The 16,818-nt window shown below is 44.1% G+C and carries 16 protein-coding genes; all 16 read left to right on the top strand.

Annotated features, from left to right (window positions below):
- Positions 1-11: 11 nt before the first annotated feature.
- The 16 genes from FFJ24_RS21425 (at position 12) to FFJ24_RS21350 (ending at position 16,700) form a co-directional block, all read left to right on the top strand.
- Entirely contained in the window at positions 12-1,133 is a 1,122-nt protein-coding gene (locus FFJ24_RS21425) for a hypothetical protein (RefSeq protein ID WP_138819189.1), read from the top strand.
- A gap of 731 nt (positions 1,134-1,864) precedes the next feature.
- Positions 1,865-2,245 carry a helix-turn-helix domain-containing protein gene (locus FFJ24_RS21420; RefSeq protein ID WP_138819188.1) on the top strand — a complete coding sequence of 127 codons (381 nt, stop codon included), beginning with the start codon at positions 1,865-1,867 and terminating at the stop codon, positions 2,243-2,245.
- Between the two features lie 75 nt (positions 2,246-2,320).
- The gene (locus tag FFJ24_RS21415; protein ID WP_138819187.1) at positions 2,321-2,752 is read left to right on the top strand and encodes a MauE/DoxX family redox-associated membrane protein; all 432 of its coding nucleotides are present in this window, start codon (positions 2,321-2,323) and stop codon (positions 2,750-2,752) included.
- A gap of 71 nt (positions 2,753-2,823) precedes the next feature.
- Positions 2,824-3,096, top strand: a complete 273-nt coding sequence (locus FFJ24_RS21410; protein WP_138819186.1) for a hypothetical protein — start codon at positions 2,824-2,826, stop codon at positions 3,094-3,096.
- A gap of 45 nt (positions 3,097-3,141) precedes the next feature.
- Positions 3,142-4,182 (top strand): hypothetical protein, encoded by a 1,041-nt coding sequence (locus FFJ24_RS21405; protein WP_138819185.1) that lies wholly within the window; start codon positions 3,142-3,144, stop codon positions 4,180-4,182.
- A gap of 549 nt (positions 4,183-4,731) precedes the next feature.
- Positions 4,732-5,604, top strand: a complete 873-nt coding sequence (locus FFJ24_RS21400; protein WP_138819184.1) for an alpha/beta hydrolase — start codon at positions 4,732-4,734, stop codon at positions 5,602-5,604.
- Positions 5,601-7,106 carry an alpha-N-arabinofuranosidase gene (locus FFJ24_RS21395; RefSeq protein WP_138819183.1) on the top strand — a complete coding sequence of 502 codons (1,506 nt, stop codon included), beginning with the start codon at positions 5,601-5,603 and terminating at the stop codon, positions 7,104-7,106. The genes FFJ24_RS21400 and FFJ24_RS21395 overlap by 4 nt, the downstream gene beginning before the upstream one ends.
- A 34-nt stretch (positions 7,107-7,140) precedes the next feature.
- Positions 7,141-9,408, top strand: a complete 2,268-nt coding sequence (locus FFJ24_RS21390; RefSeq protein WP_168202524.1) for an alpha-L-rhamnosidase — start codon at positions 7,141-7,143, stop codon at positions 9,406-9,408.
- Positions 9,405-10,466 carry a 1,4-beta-xylanase gene (locus tag FFJ24_RS21385; RefSeq protein WP_138819181.1) on the top strand — a complete coding sequence of 354 codons (1,062 nt, stop codon included), beginning with the start codon at positions 9,405-9,407 and terminating at the stop codon, positions 10,464-10,466. The genes FFJ24_RS21390 and FFJ24_RS21385 overlap by 4 nt, the downstream gene beginning before the upstream one ends.
- Positions 10,463-10,681, top strand: coding sequence for a hypothetical protein (locus FFJ24_RS21380; protein ID WP_138819180.1), 219 nt, complete (start codon positions 10,463-10,465; stop codon positions 10,679-10,681). Before FFJ24_RS21385 ends, FFJ24_RS21380 begins: the two co-directional genes overlap by 4 nt.
- A gap of 11 nt (positions 10,682-10,692) precedes the next feature.
- A complete protein-coding gene (locus FFJ24_RS21375) occupies positions 10,693-11,769 on the top strand; it encodes a metallophosphoesterase (protein WP_168202523.1) in 1,077 nt (358 codons plus the stop codon).
- Positions 11,770-11,993: 224 nt separating this feature from the next.
- Positions 11,994-12,743, top strand: coding sequence for an alpha/beta hydrolase (locus FFJ24_RS21370; RefSeq protein WP_138819178.1), 750 nt, complete (start codon positions 11,994-11,996; stop codon positions 12,741-12,743).
- 34 nt (positions 12,744-12,777) lie between these two features.
- On the top strand, positions 12,778-13,869 hold the full coding sequence (locus FFJ24_RS21365) for an aldose epimerase family protein (protein ID WP_138819177.1): 1,092 nt from the start codon (positions 12,778-12,780) through the stop codon (positions 13,867-13,869).
- A gap of 80 nt (positions 13,870-13,949) precedes the next feature.
- Positions 13,950-14,585, top strand: coding sequence for a Crp/Fnr family transcriptional regulator (locus tag FFJ24_RS21360; protein WP_138819176.1), 636 nt, complete (start codon positions 13,950-13,952; stop codon positions 14,583-14,585).
- 193 nt (positions 14,586-14,778) lie between these two features.
- Positions 14,779-16,041: an aminotransferase class I/II-fold pyridoxal phosphate-dependent enzyme gene (locus FFJ24_RS21355; protein WP_138819175.1), complete on the top strand. Its 1,263-nt coding sequence runs from the start codon at positions 14,779-14,781 to the stop codon at positions 16,039-16,041.
- Between the two features lie 23 nt (positions 16,042-16,064).
- Positions 16,065-16,700, top strand: a complete 636-nt coding sequence (locus tag FFJ24_RS21350) for a TetR/AcrR family transcriptional regulator (protein ID WP_138819174.1) — start codon at positions 16,065-16,067, stop codon at positions 16,698-16,700.
- Positions 16,701-16,818: the final 118 nt, after the last annotated feature.

Raw genomic sequence — 16,818 nt, 5'->3', positions numbered from 1 at the left:
ATAAAAATACTATGAAGAAATTATTTTTCGCAATTTTGATTGGAATTAAGGGTGTCGCCTTTGCACAAAAAAGTGATTTTAGTGGCAACTACAAAGTTAATGAACAAAAAGTGAATTGGGGTCCGGCTCCAAAGTTTATCCTTCCCAGATATATTAAAGTTGAACAGCAGAGAAATCGGATTATTATTACTCGTGTTGGTTTAAATGAAAGTTTAGTATTGCAGGCTCCATTATCGGATACAATCTCGTTTGATGGATCAGTATCTAAAAAAACAACTGCCAACGGTTCAATTTTGTCAAGTACATTAAGATGGTTAACCGATAAAACGTTTGAAATCAATAAAGAAACAATTGATGCAAGTGGTAGGGTGACGGGGAAAGTTAATGAAAATTGGACGATTGAAGATTCGGGACAAACCTTAATGATTAACCGAAACGTTGACAGCAGAACCAAATACACTACTAAAGCATACTTTTACAGGATAAAGACTGATGTTGTTGCGAATTTTTTCGAAAATAATAATCAAAAGCTACAGAGAAGTAAACAAACGGAATTACTTTATCCAATTCTTACAGCTGCTTTGTTTAATGATTCTTTAAGAAAGGATCCAAAAGAGCTTATTCCGGATTGGAAAAAATTAGAAAAATCTTACATTAAAAAATATGGTGATACTGTTGCCGCAAGATCGGTTCTTACTGCCAAGCAGAGTTTTTATTCAGCAAAAGTAAATCAGGACTGGAACAAGATTGCTGAAGCATGGTTGGAGGATACAGAGAGATTCAAATATGTGGAAAAAATGGAAGACCGAATGTCTTTACTTGTAGGAATAAACGGGTTCTTATATCGATCAATTTTTAAAAACACTACGGATAACAAACTATTACTGAGGGCGGCAGTTATAGCAAAAAAAGTGATTGATAATCCCAATAGCTATAAAAATGGCTTGAGTCAACAACAGAAAGACTCTCAAAAAGCAAACTTAATTGATACCTATGCCAATCTGCTATATAAAGCTGGAAAGCAGAGCGAGGCCGTTGAATGGCAGAGCAAATCCGTAGAAATAACTAATAGTAAGATTGAAGAATTCCTTTCTAATCTTAGTAAAATGAAAGAGGGTAAGCCAACTTGGTGATTGCTGACAATTGAAGAATGACTTCTTTGTATTCATTATATTAAGCTGTTTGTTGGATTCTGTTGCATCGTCTTGGAAATTATTTCATTTATCCAGAAGCATTCCTTTGCATGGACTGGAACAAGGTTCTAAAGCCGCCTAAGTACTACCCGAAAAAACCAGGCTAATTGCCCCCGCCGTGATCATATGTTTCAAGGGTGGGGATGTCGGCCTGCCACTGAGTAAATGGGGAGCCTGTCGGAAAGAAACTGGTCGTTGACATGAACTGAATTGCTGTTGGAATACCGTTTGCCTATTGACCGCTGAAAAAAGCAAAGGCAAATTGTACCATTTCTGATATTTAGTTAGCAATTCAATAGACGCGGACAATTGAGACTGGACATGTTGTCGATTAGGTGAGCTGGGGACTTTGAGCCTTTCTACCGCAGGACATTTGGTTTTGCAATCCGCGCACATTTTAACAAAATCACACCGGTAATGGTCTGCTACACGTCCGGATTTCATGGCGCTGATTTACCGGCCTTCAGTCTTAATAATTTGCCCAGAGGTAACTCAGGAGATTAAAGACTCCTAAAGTGAGTTAAATGTCGATGAGCAAACCCCATTAATTTATCCCGCTTCTGTGCTGGATGGAGAGTTTGTGATGGGAAACACTTTGCTTTTCGCTACAGCGCTCAAGGGTCCGATTAACTACTTAGGGCCGTGAGGAAAATATTTAAAAAAATAAACATATGATAAAGGGTATTGAACATTTTTCTAAAAATCGCATTCCAAGCGAGATGATTCTAGCTCTTGAATTTTTTGACTTGCTCGAAAAGCATTTTACGGAAGAACATCAGTCTGAGTTTTATGCAGAGAGAATGAACATGTCTTTGAAAAGGTTAAACATTCTTTTGCGAACCTACTATGAGAAAACCGTGTATGAGATGATACAAGCGAGAATACACCAGGAAGCAGAAAAACTGCTGATTTACACAAATATGACTGTACAACAAATCAGCTGTGAATTAGGAATTTGTACTGCTTCCTTTTTTTGCAAATGCTTCAGAGAAATTACTGGACTAACACCGCAAGATTTTCGAAAAGCTGTCAAAGCAAAAGCATTACTTTGACATCTTTTGGCTCGTATCTGCTATTAAGAAAGTAATATTAAAAATATTTTTGGCTAGGAAAAAAAAACAAAAATTATGCGTAGGCAATTTACATTTTCAGTGCGAGTTTTTTTTATCAATATAGTAAGTATTTTGACCGTTTTCCTATTGATGTATGCAGCAATGAATAAGTTAATTGAACATGATAAATTCAGGACACAAATAGGGCAGTCTCCATTACTTACTGATTTTAAAGGCTTTATAGTATGGGTAGTTCCATTGATAGAGTTAGGTATTGTATTTCTATTCTTTTCTGAAGAGAGACGCTTACTGGCGCTTTACCTTTCCTGGGGATTGATGGTAATCTTTTCGGCTTACATTTTTTGCATTACTCGTTTTACGGAAAATATACCTTGTTCATGCGGTGGGATATTAGATAAAATAAGTTGGGAGTTGCATCTCAAATTTAATCTATGTTTTGTAATCATCATCATGATTGCGATATTCCTTGACCGCCCAAAAGCTTAAAACTCAATAGAGCCAAAATCAGAGGCAGCCGAAAATCTGGAAAAGAGTAGGCATCACCCTAATTTAAAATTATGAAAAAAATGAAAATGTTTGTCTTATTTGCAATTGTCCTCGCTTCAGGATCTGCAGTTGCAAGCAGTACCAGGTTTTATCAAACCGGGTGGCACAGGGCATGGCCATCTGACAGCATCTGTTCTTTAGGCATCATCGAAGGGACAACACCTTGTGCCAAGGAGAACTACGGACCGCTTTGCAGAGTTTATTCATCTGGATCTTTGGTTTATGCCTCTCAATATGGCTGTAATTTTAGCATTCAGACCGATCTACTTTATCAGGAGTACTAAAACAAAATAGGAAGGGTTATTTAGGCCCTTCTTAGCTTTTGAAGAATGAAAACAAAAATTCAAATCTTAGGGTTAATTACGGTTTTATCTGTTGGACTTGTACTTGCGTTATACTTACGATCAAGAAGTATAAGCAATCAAAATAATGGCTTTGTCAGATCAATTAAGATTGGGCTTTTAACTCAGGAAAAGGAAATTGTTATCAATGCTGGAAAACTGGGTATTGCGGGGGCCGATTATACTGGTTTTTATCTTTGGGACAGGCTGGAAATTGGGAGGATTTTAACTTTTAACATACATAAATTAGATACGCAAACCAGAGTAATTGCTTTTCCAGATACGTCCAAAAATGGATTTGGGAGAACAGACATACAAATCGCACCGCCTTATTTTTACGTTACCAATCTGAAAACCAATCACATCTTTTATGGAACTATCTCAGACTGGCAAGTTAAAGGTTTAATTACATATCCATCAAAAGCCAATAAAGTCTATATGACCAAATCGACGAAGGTATTGGCCAGAATCGTAGATCGGGGTTTGTTGAACTTGGGGCATTGGTACCCGGGTCAAACAGCGTTTGCCAAATCTCCTGCGTTTGATGGTATCCAAGGTGATGGGGTATTCAGTAGGGACGGTATGTTCTTGTATGATCAGAATAACAAAAGGCTGGTTTATTTATTTCATTATTTCAACCAGTTTTTGGTGATGAATGACAGCCTGAAATTGCTTGCCAAAGAACATACAATTGACACTGTTACCAAAATCAAATATAAGCTTGGACAATTGGACAAGGGAGAGTTGGGCATGGCATCGCCTATGGCCATTGTAAATAGAAAGTCTTGTTTAGAAGGGGATTGGTTATATGTCAATTCTGGTTTGCGTGCGGACAATGAATCTGTGAACGATTTTGAACTAAACTCACCTATTGATGTTTATAACGTAAAAAATGGTAAATACCTCTTTAGCTTTTATTTGCCTAAGTACAAAGGTGATTGGGTGACTAATTTCACTATTTCCAAAGGAAAATTGTTGGCAACATACAAGCAGGGAATTGTACTATATAGGTTTTCTAATCACATCTGATACAACAGTTAAATGAAAAAAAAACTTGAAGAGATCAATAAGGAAGGCGGTTTTTTTGGAAAAGTATGCGCTTTTTGTCCTATACTGATTGCTTTTCTGTTTAACAACGATTGAATCTAATAGTCTAAAGCCTTTCAGAGTGGCCGCTAACCCAAATTAGTGTTTGCGTTATAAACTGTTCCTAAAAGGAGTCCAGGATGACTTAGCATTAAATTTCTGTAGTTGTTAGCTTGATTTTCAGATTCCTGTTTTAGATCGTAATACTGATTTTGGGAGGTTGATTTAACTTGAAAATGTTTTGCGGTGCTAAATTTGGTCGAATTAACGATGGTTTGGAATAGCAGATAATTGAGATAAAAATTGCTTCAGTTCGAGAGAAATAAATGCGTTCCTCGGCCATTTAGAGGCTTCCAGATACCACATTTCATATCAATGAACTTCATCTTCACGTGGATTTCTAGTACTATTTCACACAAAAAATTTGAAGTGCTCTACAAAGCACAATCTTATCAAACCAGAAAGCTTTTGGGTACCACAAAAATGATATAAATGAAAACTGCATACATAATATTTGTCTCCTATTGTCTGTTTCACCTGAGTGCTGGAGCGCGACAAATCATTCCTCTTTACCCCGAGGGGAAAATCCCTTTTGCCTTTGAAAAAACAGAAATTCCGAAATTAACCATATTTAAACCTTCGAAAGACAGGGCCAAAGGAGCAGCGATAATAGTATGTTCCGGTGGATCATACGGCGGCAGGGCAAATAGTGTAGAGGGGATTCCAGCTTGCATTAAAATAAATGAAGCAGGAATAACAGCATTTTTGTTAGACTACCGTGTCCCATCTTCAACGCTTATGGATAGGAAGGAAATTGTTCCTCTGACTGATGCGCAGCGTGCCATCCAATGTGTTAGAGAAAATGCTAAGAACTTTAAGATCGATCCTAATAAAATCGGAATTATGGGATTTTCAGCAGGTGGTCATTTGGTGTCAACGGTCGGCACCCGTTTTGCAACGACGACATTGGATAACTCAAAGAACACATCGCTCAGGCCCAATTTCATGGTACTCATATATCCGGTGATCAGTTTTGCAGATTCGCTTACACATCAAGGCTCTAGGATGAACCTGCTCGGGCCATCATTTACAAAAGAACAGATTAACTATTTTTCTAATGAATTACATGTTACAAAGCTGACGCCGCCAACTTTCTTAACGTCTGGTATAGATGACAAGGTTGTTGATGTAAAGAATACACTGTATTTCGCAGCCGCTTTGAAACAGCACAATGTGCCTGTTGAGCTATTTCTTTATGAAAAAGGCGCACATGGATATGGTGTCCACAATCGTCAGGCAAAAGTGCAGTGGATTGACGACTGTATCAATTGGATCCTTGAAGAAAAATATAACCCAAAGAAATGAGACATTCTCTATTACTGTTATTCACACTAATTTCTGTCGTGGTTTTTGGGCAAGAGGCCGAAGTAGCTTTACAGGCAAAAGCTGAGGCGCCGACCATCAGTAAACATATTTATGGCCAATTTGCCGAACACCTGGGTAGAAGTATCTATGATGGATTTTATCGCAATGTGAAGATCCGCGAGGATATCGTTTTAGCACTGAAGAAAATACAGGTTCCAAACCTGCGTTGGCCCGGCGGATGTTTCGCCGATGAATACCATTGGAGAGATGGAATTGGGGCAAAGGCAAAGCGCCCAGTTCGGATCAATACTACCTGGGGCATGGTCGAAGAGAACAACTCCTTTGGAACCCATGAGTTTTTGGAACTGTGCGAGAAGATCGGATGTGAACCTTATTTCGCTGGGAACGTGGGTACAGGTACTCCACTCGAGATGGCAAATTGGATCGAATATCTTAATTCAGATTCAAAATCTACACTCGCTAACGAGCGTCGAAAAAACGGACACCCAGAACCTTTTGGCGTTTCCTTCTGGGGAGTGGGCAATGAAAGCTGGGGCTGTGGGGGTGACATGACCCCAGAACATTATGTGGATCTATACAAACAATATGCGAGCTTCTGCGAAACATATCCTGGGTCACCTAAGCTTAAAAAAATAGTTTCTGGAGCAAATTCCGAAGACTACAATTGGACCGAAGTCTGCATGAAAAACATCCATTGGAGCCAGATGTGGGGACTTTCTTTACATTACTACACGCTCATCAAAGGCCATTGGCCACCTTCGGGTTCAGCAACCAGTTTCGGTGAGGATGAATATTTTAGTGGATTAAAAAATGCCCTAAAAATGGAGGAAGTGGTAAGCAAGCATAGCGCTATCATGGATAAATACGACCCCCAGAAAAAAGTGGCACTGCTGGTCGATGAGTGGGGCATTTGGACTGCTCAGGAACCTGGGCAGCCGAAAGATTGGCTCTTCCAGCAGAATTCACTGCGGGATGCGCTGATAGCGGCTTCTACGCTGAACATTTTTAATAATCATGCGGATCGCGTTCGTGTTGCCAATTTAGCCCAAACGGTAAATGTCATCCATTCGGTGATACTTACAAAGGGAGAACAAATGGAGCTTACGCCTAGTTACTATGTATTTGATCTGATGAAAGTTCACCAGGATGCCAAGCTCATTCCGCTAACGATCAACGCTCCTGACTACTACTATAACGGCGAGTCCATCAAAGCGGTCAATGCATCGGCCTCCATTAAGGATGGCGCAACAAATATCACACTGGTCAACCTGGATCCGGTAAAGGAAATTACCATCTATATTGATTTGAATGGCTCAAGTATTTCCGGTCAGCTCCTGACCGCACCAAAGATCAATTCGTTCAATGATTTTGGAAAGATGCCCGAGGTCAAGCTGGCCGCATTTAACGCGGCGAAGTTTGAAAACGGAAAGCTGAAAGCGGTTCTTCCGCCTAAAAGTGTTGTTCAACTAGCAGTGAAGTGATATGGGACGTTATTTCTTTTTGGTCATAATCTGCATGGCTTTGGTTATAAATGCTAAAAATACAATCGCACAGCCTGCGCATGAATTTGCTGGCAAATGGATATGCGCAACCGAGGATGTCGGCTATGCCCCTTCTCCCCTGCTTAGAAGAGAATTTGAAGTTGGCGCAAAACTTAAAAGCGCTAGCCTCTATGTAATCGGCCTAGGCTACCAGATTACTCATCTAAACGGCCGGGGCATAAACAATAATAAGCTGGAACAAAGTTTCACCAAATACGATTCGCGCCTGGCTTTCAACAAGTATGACGTGACCGCCTTTTTAAAGGCGGGTACTAATTGCCTTGGCATAGAGCTCGGCAATGGATGGTTTAATGTACAGAGCAGAACGATTTGGAATTTTGATAAGATCGGCTGGCGTAGATCGCCAAGGCTGCTCCTGGATCTGGAATTGGAATACGCCGACGGCAAAAAAGAAGTTATCTCATCGGATGCCCAGTGGAAATGGGCGAGTGGTGGCGGACAGTCCAATAGCCTTGCTTCAGGAGAAATCTATGATGCAAGAAAAGAACAGCCGGGTTGGAATAGACCTGGTTTTTCCGATAGCGAATGGAAACACGCGCTGACTACAGTTTCTCCTGGTGGCATACTCGAGGAACAGCGGATGCCTCCAGTTAAGGCGATCCGGTACATGAGGCCCGCAACATTTACCAGGTTAAAAGACCAGTATTATCTATATGACATGGGGCAGAATTTTGCGGGGGTTGTAAGGCTAAAGATCAAGGGCAAGGTTGGCGATACGGTAGTGCTCAAATATGGCGAAAGGCTTAATGGCGATGGAAACCTGGACGAAAAGCATAATGCCGGGCACATGATCGGCCCCGAGACGGATCCCAAATTCGCTACGGATGTTTATATCCTAAGTGGAAAGGGAAGTGAAACATATACGCCCCGGTTTACCTACCATGGTTTTCGGTATGTCCAGGTAAAGGTGTCAGGAGCCATTGAGCTTTCAAAATCATCGCTACTCGGACAGTTCTATAGTACAGACTTTACTCCTGTGGGCAGTTTTAAGAGTTCTTCCAGAATGCTGAACATGCTCAATACTGCAGCGCTGCAAAGCTACCGTTCAAATTATATTGGAATTCCTACAGACTGCCCACAAAGGGAAAAAATGGGATGGCTGGCCGATGCCCATCTGCTCTGCGAGCTGGGGCTATGGACCTATGATGCGGCTTCTAGCTATAGAAAATTTCTTTGCGATATCCGTGACGTTCAATTGGCAGATGGGAATCTCCCCGGAGTGGCGCCTACTAAGGGAATCGGCTATTCTTGGATCGATCCCAAAGACCACGACTTCGGGCCAGCCTGGGGATCGGCCCTCCCGCTGATCACCTGGCAGGTCTACCTATCTACAGCGGATAAGGTGATCCTGAGTGAAAATTACGTTGCGGTAAAACGGTACGTAGATTTTCTGGTGGAGCGGGCAAAGCGTACTGGGTATCTTTATACAACGGGGCTAGACGATTTTCTTTCCATAGAAAAAACACCAAAGGCCCTGACCTCTACCATATTTCTCTTTAGAAATCTGCAGGTGCTGTCCAGGATGTCAATCGCCCTTGGCAAAGCCGAGGATGGGAACAATTACAGAGACCTATCGATAAAAGTAAAAGAGGCATTCAATAAGGAGTTTTTCGACCTTTCAACAGGCAGCTACAAAATAAAGACCTTGACCGCCCTCGGTGGCACTTTGGTCAATAACCTTTGTCCTGAAAGTGCAAAAGCCAGGGTTGCAAGTGATCTTGCAGAAGGTGTTCGCTTCAGAAATTATGTTCCCGATTTCGGGGTGCTGGGTACAAAATGGGTATTGTCCGCGCTCAGTGACAATGGCTATGCGGACGAGGCGTTTGCGCTGCTTACCAACCCAAAAGCCGGTTGGGGCAAATGGATCAGCGAAGGGGCAACTACTTTGTACGAAGGCTGGGAGCCAAAAGATGAATCGCTAAACCACGTGTTCTTCGGCGACTTTGGCGCATGGTGCTACCGCAGTTTGGCGGGCATTAAAATTAACGAAGACTATCCCGGATTTGAAAGCTTTAAGATCGTTCCGGTTTTTCCAAACGCGCTAGTTTGGGCCAGCGCGTTCCATGAAAGCCCTTATGGCGAAATCGGAGTAAAATGGAAAAGGGTCAAAAAGGGAATAGAATTGTATGTGACCATACCAGCTGCTGTAAAGGCTGAGCTGGGACTTGCGGGATACGAAAGACAACTAGCTCCCGGGAGACATAAAATATTAATCAAATGAGAAAAAATGTAACAACACTACTTGGAATAATGCTGCTGGCCCAGTCGCTATGGGCCCAGACATGGCCTATAGGAAAGGCAAAAAAATGGTATAGCCAACAGGGGTGGTCAGTTGGTGCGAACTTCACCCCTGCTTATGCCATCAACCAATTGGAATTTTGGCAGGCCGGGACCTTTGATCCAAAGCAGATCGATAAAGAATTAGGATGGGCAGAGAACATCGGCATGAATTGCATGAGGGTCTACCTTCACCATGTGGCCTGGCAACAGGATAAGGAGGGTTTCAAAGGCAGAGTTAAGAAATACCTGGACATCGCCGCGAAGCACAGTATAAAAACAGTCATCGTATTGTTCGATGATTGCTGGGATCCAATCTACAATTCCGGCAAACAACCAGAGCCGAAACCCGGCATACACAACAGCGGCTGGGTTAAGGATCCGGGACAGCGTTGGTACGACGGGGTTCCCGGTATCGAGCAGCTGCTTAAAGAATACACGCTTGATATCCTTACCACGTTTAAAAATGATAAGCGCATTCTGATGTGGGATCTGTACAATGAGCCTGGATGGAGCGGAAAAATGGAAAAGGCGTATGAACTGGCGGATAAGGTATTTGGCTGGGCATGGCAGGTACGTCCATCCCAGCCGCTCACCATCTGCGTCTGGAACGATGAAAAGCCTTTCGAAAAGCTCAATCAATTGGCACTTTCCAGATCAGATGTGATCAGTTACCATAATTACGAGAAACCCGACGTCCACTTTAAACAGATCATGGAACTTAAGAAAGCGGGCAGGCCACTGGTCTGCACAGAATACATGGCAAGAAAACGCGGAAGCACATTTGCTACCATACTGCCGATGCTTAAAGAGCAGAAGGTGATCGCCATCAACTGGGGATTGGTCGATGGAAAGACCCAGACCAAATACGCCTGGGACGAAAAAGAATGGGGCGGGAAAGAGCCTCCCCTTTGGTTCCATGATATATTCAGAAAAGACGGGACGCCCTACGATCCGGGAGAGGTGGAGCTGATCAGGTCACTTACTAAAAAAGACAGATGATGGTATTGGAAGAATTGGGCATACCTGGAGAAGTGGTAGATGCCTTTATCATGGCGGTTTCTGAAGATGCCTTTGTACTCGAAGAGGTAGCAAAGGAACTTGAGCTGTCGGAATCAGAAGCCAGGTTTATTTTAAGGTACCTGATCGATAGTAAGATTATGGAGTTTAAGCAGGTATGGGTGCCTGTTAAAAAAGCAAAAGAAAGTGTAGGGTAAAAATGGATACGATGAAAAAAATAATAGCAATAGGCATCTTTACCGCTTTCTTTTTTAGCGGTTATGCGCAAGGAATCACAGATGGGCCTTATGTCACCTACCATGGGGACAGCATTTTGGTACGAGCGGTAGCGGGCGGAAGGCCGGTTCTAAAAGCAATGTTTCGTGGCGACAAAACAGCAAAGGAAATACAGGTAGGTTTTGATGGACATCCAGATTGGAATTTCACAGTTCCCCTAATGGGGGAGCTTAAGCCAGAGCCTTCCGAATACCAGCAGCCAAACAATATGTTCGTGGTTTCGGATATCGAGGGAGAGTTCGAGGGGTTCCGCAAACTGCTCATCGCAAACAAAATCATCAACGAGAAATACGAGTGGACCTACGGCAAGGGACATCTGGTGATCTGCGGCGATCTGTTCGATCGCGGCCTTTCAGTTCCCGAGAGCATCTGGCTGATCTATAAGCTTGAAGGCCTGGCAAAGACGGCAGGTGGCTATGTGCATACCATATTAGGCAATCATGATATCATGAATCTGTCCGGAGACCTGCGGTATGTGCAGCCAAAATATATGGAGTCCGCAAAGATCATGGGTGTTGATTACATGTCGCTGTATGGAGCAGATGCCGAGATCGGCAGATGGCTGCGGACCAAGAACACAATAGAAAAAATCGGAGATAACCTCTGCATGCATGCCGGGGTATCCCCTGTCATCAATTCACTTGGGCTTTCCATAGCCGATATCAACAAACTGTGCAGGCCATATTACGATAAGGTCAAGGTACTTAAAGGTGTTGGCGATCCCAGGATAGATCCTTTTTTTAAGGGGGAAAGCTCGCTGTTCTGGTACCGCGGTTATTTTTTTGATCCAAAGGCCACAGAAGATGAGGTTTCTCAGACGCTCAAAGTTTTTGGCGTAAGGCGCATCATCGTAGGACATACGATAGTTCCCGGCAACATTGGGTTCTATTATGGCGGAAAGGTATTGGGAATAGATGTCAATAGACATGGCGGCGACCATCAGGCCGCGTTGTTGGAGGCTGGCAAATGGTCCAAGGTAAATGAAAAGGCAGAAAAGACAGCCCTATAAGATAAGTTAGTTTTAGTTAATAGTTGTCGAGAGTCCCGGGGGGCGGGGCGATCCTGTCCCCATAGGGCATTGCCCAATCAAATGCATTAAATAATGAAGAGTAACAAATAAATGATAGGTATCCAGCTAGACGTTCTTGTTGGTTTAGTTATAGCTGGTTAGTTAATTATGATAGTGCGACATGTGCCGGATGGCCTGTCGCGCTTTTTAGAGATTTATAGACCATGAAATTTTCAAACAACATATCAGAGCAGACGGCGGTAATATTTGAGCCAGTGAAATTAAATCTGGACTACAGGTTTGAGCTGCCAGAGTTTACCAAGGAAATATTTATTCCGGTTGACAGGGATGTCAATTTAAATGCATTCCTGCATGAAAAGCCAGGAAATCGGTTTTTGATGATCTATTTCCAAGGGAACGCCAAAAACCTGCAAAATTTTTTAGATAACCACTCGATGGTCTTCGACTGGGGGTATAATATTTTGGTTTCCGATTATCGGTCCTTTGGAAAATCAGGTGGGAATTTAGATGGCCAAGAACAGTTGTATAACGATGCCGAAAAAATCTACGAATATGCAATTAGTCTTGGTTATAGTCCAGATCAAATAATTCTTTACGGTTATTCCATGGGTGGTGCAATGGCTGCTTATTTAGCCGCGAACAGGCCCGCTGTAGCCGTGGTAATGGAAAGTACTTATTCATCTGTTGACGAAATGGAATTTTCAGCAGGTCGTTGTCCAGCATATGAACTTAATAATGCTGCGATGGCAAAGCGAATTTCCATGCCCGCGTTGGTTATCCATGGTCGGGAAGATCTTATTATCCTAAAAGCTCATGCGGAAAGGATATGGGAAAACTTAGGGTCACCCATCAAAGAGAAGTTTATCCTCGCGGGAGGTGGACATGGAGATCTGCGGCTCAGACCAGAGTATAAAGGGCTAATAAATAATTTCATCAACCGATTATTGAAATGATGAAAAAGTAATATCCGATTAAATCAATCTACCTATGAAAACATTAACACTCAATGCAATGAAAAAAACATTTGCCGCGCTGGTAATCGGTGCAATGGTCGCCCTGAATGCCGGGTGCAGCGGTAGCAAAGATTATAAAACCGTTACCATCAATGGCGCCGGCGGAACAGTTGCCAAATTCTGCGAAAATGGCGCGAGGCTGATGGAATTGAAAGTACCCGATAGAAATGGAAAGCTCGTTGATGTCGTGGTGGGGTTCCAGGATCCTGCAGATTATGACTTGTCAACGGAGCCTTATTATGGTGCCACAATCGGTAGGTACGGCAACCGCATTGCAAAGGGAAAATTTACCCTTGATGGTAAGTCCTATCAGCTGACCATCAACAATGGCGTTAATACCTTGCATGGCGGTAAAACCGGATTTCAGTACCAAAATTGGAGATTGGAAAAGGAAAGCGATTCGGTGCTGGTCTGCAAGCTCAGTGCCCCAAATGGAGAGAACGGTTTTCCGGGCAAGCTGTCGGTCAAGGTTACCTATACCCTCACCCGAAATAACGAGCTTGCCATCGAGTACCGGGCGCAAACGGATAAGCCTACGGTAGTGAACCTCACCAATCATGCGTTTTTCAATCTGAACGGTTCGGGCAGTATTCTGGACCATGTGCTGATGGTGAATGCAAATGCGTTCCTGCCTGTGGATAGCACGCTGATTCCTACCGGAGAGATCCGCGACGTCGAGGAAACGGTGTTCGATTTCAGGGGAGCCACTACCATTGGGAGCAGGATTGGGAACGAGGACCAGCAGCTTAAGTTTGGTAAGGGTTATGACCATAACTATGTGCTGAATAAAAGCAGGATCATTCCTAGCGCCATGGTAAAGGGCGATAAATCAGGCATTGTGATGAAGGTCTTTACCGATCAGCCTGGACTGCAGTTCTATTCGGGGAACTTTATGAAGGGGGAAAATAAGCTTCGTAGCGGAGCGGACGCGTTCCGTACGGCATTCTGCCTGGAGACCCAGCATTTCCCGGACAGCCCAAACCAGGCCAGCTTTCCGAGTACGGTGCTGAGGCCGGGCGATGTTTACCACAGCAGGACCGTGTATGCATTTTCCAGCGATAAGTAACAAGTCAGTCCCGTTATAGTGAAGGCAGGTATTCCGTGATGGAAGCCTGTCTTTTTTGTTTAACCAAATACCTAAAAAATATGAACAAAAACAAGCTCAGGCTGCCAAGGGTGGCCTTCCAGAATCTGCTCGCTTTTCTGAATGGTTTCAAGAGGATCGATGAGGTCACATTCCGCAACGATCTGGATTCGGAGATGGAGTTTTCCGAATACCATAAGCCTACAGAGATACAGCATTTACATAAGGTGGCTAACAAAGCGTTCTTCGTCGTGCGCGGAATGGCCTATGCATATTACCTCGATGCAGATGGCAATCAGGTGCCGTTCAGGCTGTTTCCAAAGGGCGAGATCGCACTGCTTCCCAATAGCTTTTTCAATAAGCGAAGGGCAAAGACCGGGCTTGTCGCCTGCGGCGGTACACAGTTGCTGTCCATCGATAGCATTTCGCTAAGGAAGGTATTTGCGAAACATCCCGGAGCCATGCTGCTTGCTGCCAACATCCTGGCCAGCATCATGGATAAGGATAGGATCCGAAATATGCTGCTGGATATGAAGGGGATCGAAAAGGTCAGCGAGTTCTTTCTGCAGTTTCCCTTTCTTGGAGAAGAGAACGAGATCCAGTTTCTCGATAAGCAGATAGCCGCCTATCTGCACATGAGCCCGGTGAGTTTCTCCAGGCTCAAGGCGGAGATCTACCTGGAGCCGGTGGAATGCTGAAAGGCAGTTAACATTTGTTAATTGTCCTCCGAAATTTCAGATCGACGTGCAAAATTTTCATACGTGAAGCCACGCTTCAACCAGATTTAAACACCGTTTTTACCGCCTATTTAGACTTTTTTAAAATAACCTGCTAATTCAAAATGACCTTGGAGTTGGTGCGATACTTTTACTCCCAATAAGAATAAACATTATGAACATAAATTTTGAAAAAGCGAGTTTTAAGGACTTTGAGAACATCGAGGGAATGGACGCCTACCAGCGGGCAGGTTACTTTTCGGAATACCTGGAGTATCTACGCAGCCGTGGCCATCTCAATTACCGTATGGAGAGCCAGAGCGGCTGCGGCCCGGAGGTTGAAATGGATATTGCGGGCTACGGCGGCAAGAAAAGCTACGTAAGTCTGGTATCGAATGATTACCTGGGATTTACCCAGCACGAGGCGGTGAAGAAAGCTGCCATTGAGGGGATCCGCCGCTTTGGTACAGGTGCCGGCGCATCCCCTGCTATCGGTGGACATTTCTCCTTCCATGAAAAATTGGAACAGAAGATCTCAGGATTCTTTGGACGTGAGGCGGCCATTACCTATACCACGGGCTACACGGCAAATAGTGCAAGCCTGCTCTGTCTGCTTAGAAAGGAGGATATGGCAATTTTGGATATGGCCGTACATGCCAGCGTCTACGAGGGCTGCATGAATACCAATGTCAAGATGTTCCTGCACAATAACATGGATGCGCTGGAAAGGGCGCTCCGGGAAAGCCAGGCTACCCATCGCACCCGTATAGTGGTAGTGGATGGCGTTTACTCCCAGGACGGCGACCTTGCCCCGCTTACCAAAATACTGGAGCTCACCCGGCACTTTGGAGCCTATCTTATGGTAGACGATGCCCATGGCGTTGGGGTGATCGGGAGAACCGGGCGAGGACTTATCCAGGAGCATAACCTGCTGAAAGAGGTGGATATCATTACCGGAACGTTCAGCAAGACCTTCGGGCACGTGGGCGGATATGTGGTGGCGAGCCCGGATCTGATCCAGTTCCTGAAGTACCAGTCGCGTCAGCACCTGTTTTCGGTAACCGCCTCCCCGGCCTCGATGTCTATACTTAAGGCAATAGATCTTATAGACGAGGAGCCGGAATGGCAGGATATGCTCTGGGAGAATATCATCTATTTCAAAAATGGCCTTAAGGAACTTGGCCTGGATATCGGGACAACGGCATCGGGCATCGTTCCGGTGAAGATCCGTGATATCCCTAAAACATTGGAAGTGGGAAGGCTGCTGCTCAAGGCCGGGGTGTATGCCAATCCCATTATGTATCCGGCCGTTTCCAAAAAGGATTCCAGGATCCGCATGAGCCTAATGGCCACGCACACCAGGCCACATTTGGATAGGGTCCTGAACGCCTTTGCGGATATATCGGCTAAGCTTAAGATAGGAAGCAGGTACGAATAAGATTACAACGAAGACCACCTTAAATGAAAACCAGAAAGAACAAATTTAGAAAGAGGAATTCCGAGGAGACCAGGGCCGCGATACTGCAGGCGGTCGGGGATATTTTGCGGAAAGATGGACACCATGGGCTTTCTGTCACCAAAGTGGCGGCAAAGGCTGATGTCGATCCGAAGAATATCTACGCCTATTTCGGCGATTATAACAACCTGCTCAAAGATTATATCCATAGCACCGATTCCTGGTTTCCGATATTGGGCGAATACGGGGATGGGGAGCTGCCGGAGCTTTCACAGCTGCGCGATATCATCATTGGTATCTTCCAGAACCAGTTTGATACTTTTGGAAGTAATATTGAAATGCAGAAATTCATTTTCTGGCAGATCTCATCGGTAAATGCCACAATGAGGGAAGTTTCCGAACAGCGCGAAAGCCGGGCGGCGCTGCTATTGGAACTGGCCGATAAGCATGCCAAGGGAGGTGATATTTCGCTCCGCGCCTGTTTTGCAATCATACTTGGCGGCATCTATTACAACGTGTGGCATGCCGAGAACAATAAGAGCAGTGTCTGCGGCATTGATATCAATATACCAGAGGAACGCGAAATTTTCCGCGATACCATTAAGAAACTCCTGCGGCTGATCTGGGAAGCAGCAGGATAGTTAGCCATTAATCTCCCAGTGTTGGTTTTTTATTTACGGGCCGGTTTGCTTTATGCAGATCGGTCTTTTCTTTTGTTCGAAGATATGAAGAAATCTCCCCGGCAGTAATTACCGGGGA

This window comes from Pedobacter sp. KBS0701, from assembly GCF_005938645.2.
Lineage (GTDB): Bacteria > Bacteroidota > Bacteroidia > Sphingobacteriales > Sphingobacteriaceae > Pedobacter.
The sequence above is the reverse complement of the archived record's forward strand: the minus strand, read 5'-3'. Positions and strand labels throughout refer to the sequence as shown.